Source organism: Candidatus Magnetobacterium casense, from assembly GCF_019173545.1.
Lineage (GTDB): Bacteria > Nitrospirota > Thermodesulfovibrionia > Thermodesulfovibrionales > Magnetobacteriaceae > Magnetobacterium > Magnetobacterium cryptolimnobacter.
This window is the reverse complement of the sequence record NZ_JABXWD010000324.1, coordinates 1-3,850: the sequence shown is the minus strand read 5'-3', so window position 1 is coordinate 3,850 and position 3,850 is coordinate 1. Positions and strand designations below refer to the sequence as shown.

Genomic DNA, 3,850 nt, shown 5'->3' with positions numbered 1-3,850 from the left:
CACCTTTCTCACGGGCAACGGACAACAATGGAAGGTCAGGACGATTGCGTTCATTATATTTTCGAGCGATTGTGCGAAAGCTTCGAATTTCCCAGTGTTTTGGAATATCATTTAACCAGCAAGATCCCGATGTTTTATATTCCGGGTAAGGCTTAAGATCAGCGATTGCAATACGTTCAGCCACCGCACACCTCTTTTATGAGTTGGTTGACCTGCTCCATATCAAATCCATGCTCGGCAGATTCGTCTGTCGTGACTAGCACAGGGGAATCCTTTGTCCCTTCACCGACAAGATCTATTCCGTTGGCATGATACCAGGCCAGCTTCTTCTCCCAACTTTCACGATACTCCCTGCGGTCCAGCATGCCCAGATGCTCCCAATAGACAATGCGGCCAGTGATTTCATTTTCGATGGTAAAATCGGGATAACGGGTTATGCCTCCCAGGGTCAGCGGTTTTTCATACTCGAAAGAAACATCAGCAGAGATAAACGCCTCGGCAATCAGCAACTCGGACTTGGAGCGAACGGCCACTCCCTTGCTGGTGCGATGAATCAGTCCCGCTTGCAGAAAAAGGCTGCCCTTTGTCTGCGGGAATTCCAGCATCTTGCAGGGTGAAAGCAGATTGGTTCGGCGGCGTGCCGTCTCGCTACGGTGCGGTGTGGCAAACTCTTTCAGCAGACTGCGCGGTCCCTGGTGCATGATGACCACACGATTTTGATGGCGGGTCAGTGCGGTGTATATCATCTCGCGGGAGATGATCGGGTGTCCCTCCGGCAGGACAAGGATGACGAGGGCAAATTGACTGCCCTGCGATTTGTGTACGGTAAGGGCGTAGGCGAGTTCAAGGAGAGAGTCTCTTTCTTCGCCAAATTCACTGTCATGAAAATCATAGGTATAACCAACCTGTGAGGAAAATTCGACCTTTAGAATCTTCGGGTAGCTATTTGTTTTCCATAGACCGACAACTACGCCAATTTCACCGTTGGACAAATATCCGAGCGCACCTTCCTGGGGATAAACTTTTCTGCCGTCTCGTCGGTGGTTGCCAAGGTTGATGACCTTGTCACCGTAGAGAACCCGGTCTGTGCCAAGTGGTTTCGGGATGGAGCGAAACCGCTGTTTTAATGCCAGTTCCAGAATGTCTGCGCGGAAGCGTTCGTGGATTTGGCGGTTGATATCGCTGACACCGAAGGGCATTCCATGAATTGGGCTCAGGATCTGCCAGGCATCCACTGCCTGGACGGCACCGGAATTGCCGTTGCGGGTGACATTGAAATAGTCATACGCACCGCTTTTTGTTGCTCCCATGGCACAATTAAAACCGCGCATGTCTCTGGCATCGGTGAGACTCAACTCCTCAACCAGCACAGATAGCAGTTTCTCCTGAAAATCGTCAGAATTTCTCCACTCCACAAAACGAATCGCCGGATGTTCACAGTCGCCGATGGAAAAGATGTCGTCATCGCCTGCTGATGGAGGAGTCGAGCTGAACCAACGGGCCAGACGCAGGTCTGGACGATCAGAACCCACTTGTCGACGTTCAATGGTCAGTTCGGCATAACCCGATGTGACACGCGGAAAAAGAGACTCGTGCTCTTTGGGACGCAGAGCGGCCACAATGTCCACAAAAGGTCGACCGGCACCAATCGGTGGCAATTGTGCCGGGTCACCCACCAGGATGAGTCGTTTGACCCCCTGGAGTGCGTCAAGCAAAGCCCCCAGCATATCCTCGGTAAGCATGGATGACTCGTCCACAATCACGGTACCAAATCCAGAGGCTTTTGGGTGTTCGCTTAGATGATAGCGTCCTGAATGGACGTTGTACCGACTGTATGCATTCAGAAACTGGGCAATCGTTTTTGCATGGGCTCCGGCTTCACCGGCCAGTTGCTGCATACGCACACGCGCCTTACCCGTTGGGGCAAGCAACAAGATGCCGTCTTGTTTGATCTCAGTTTGAGCACACAGAATGCCAAGCACAGAGGTTTTTCCCGTGCCCGCAGAGCCTACCAGCGCGGAAAACCGTGATTCGGCGAGCTCTGCAAGTGCTTTGGCTTTTTCGGCCTGTGCCCGCTGTTCTTCCTGGTCGCTGGCCGTGCTAAATATGTCGAGCAACAGCTTCGCCCAGTCACAAGAGACAATATGACGAGGAGCTTTCACCCGACCCAAGATGTGTTTCTCGACAAGTTCGGAGATTTTGCGGTAACGGCTGAGTTGCAGAGCAGACCTTCCATCCATCGTGAGCAATAGCACCTCAGGTGCCATCTCGTTCTGACTGGCGGAAAGGATATCAGATGTTACCGGGCATTCCGGTCGCACTCCGTGGTCGCGGATGGCATCGGCAAGATCACCCGTAAAGTAGAGTGTGTGGCCAACGGTCGATGCATATTCCAGCGTGGCAATGGTAAAAGCACGTACACGCCGAACATCCACTGCGGAATCAAGTCTGGAAGGTTTATCCAGGGGATGCAGATTGCGTACGGCATCATCTGGAAAGAGACCACGGTCCACGGTCAGCAACTGGATGCCTTCTGGATCGTGACGGCTGAACTCATAGATGCAATAGGGATTTTTAAGCAGTTCCAGATCCGTTCCGCCCCAGCCACGCTTGCAGCGAGAGGTTTCTTCGTAGAGATTTTTGGCTTGATCAACGGTCAGATCAAAGCGACTCAACAGTCGCAAGAATTGGCGGCGTTGATCAGGAAGGTGTATCCATGTCGGAGCCAGTTCTTTGATGTCGCGGCTCAATTCTTTGGGCAGCATATTGGTCGGGTTACGGAATGCAGCATCGACCTCAGGCCATGGGTCGGCATTCTCTCCCACACGGTTTTGTAAAGCGTGCGCAACGAACACACCGCGAGAGAGACCAAAGGCTCTGAGTACGGCACCGAGGCCAGGGGATGGGCCGCGCACCTTCCAAAGGCGCACCAATTCGTCATGCAGCCACTGCCTCTGGTCGGCGGTTGGGATGCCGAGATCAAGTTCCATGCGACTAAGAACCGCATCCATTGACAGCAAGGCAGCGATGGCACCGTCGTGGGTGACCAGTTCGCTACCATAGGAAAATTCGTCCCAGTGCTCCGAAGGGGCTCTGGCAGCGTAGTTTTCGCAGTCAATCGACGGATCGTTCTTGGCCTGTTTCAGGAGTTGGTCATAGGGCATCAAAAAGCCGTCTTTCCCGTTGGGCCGGATAGAATGTTGAATGGGACGCTCCCATACCATGCTGCCCATACCATTGCCGTTACTCTGATACTCAACCAGATGATCGATTTTTTTGATGCGGCCTACTCCGATGAGTATGCGCCCGGTACCCTCAACGAATGGCAGATGCTTGGCGTAGAAGAGGCAAAGGGAATCCTCACAACGCAGATGACCTGCAAAACCATCAAGCAGTGCCTTTTGGTTGCTTGGGTTATTAAACCACGTGCTTTTATAACCCATATCTGGCTCACGCGACACGCCGACATCAAGTTCCAATCCTTCCAAATTCGGATAATTATCCTTCATCATCCACTTGTATGGAACGACACCTGCGGAATAAGCTGGACAGTGTTGCGGCGTTTCTATCAAGTGGCCGAAAACCTGTGGATTTATTGTGGCAAGGGCATGCTTTCTGACAAAATCCAATGCAAACGGTGCCATGAAAGTTGCGTGTTCGTTGACGCAGCAGGGCCACTGCTCACGAGGAAGCTTATCCAGACTCTGCCCGGCAATGCGCAATTCGTCCTCAACCTTTTTTTGATCGGCAATCAACTTTAACTTGGCGCAGGAACCGTTGAGTTGGGGGGCGAGGCATACAACACCTTTCCAACCCGCATCATGCCACGGCACTCTGATTGAAATGTGGC

General features: G+C 52.4%; 1 protein-coding gene and 1 pseudogene. Both read right to left on the bottom strand.

The features are described from left to right. Positions 1 to 184 (bottom strand): annotated as a pseudogene (locus HWQ67_RS14100) (restriction endonuclease subunit S); the annotation flags it as partial. After that, positions 177 to 3,755 (bottom strand): AAA family ATPase, encoded by a 3,579-nt coding sequence (locus tag HWQ67_RS14095; RefSeq protein ID WP_218253327.1) that lies wholly within the window; start codon positions 3,753 to 3,755, stop codon positions 177 to 179. The gene HWQ67_RS14095 and the pseudogene HWQ67_RS14100, both read right to left, overlap by 8 nt. Positions 3,756 to 3,850: the final 95 nt, after the last annotated feature.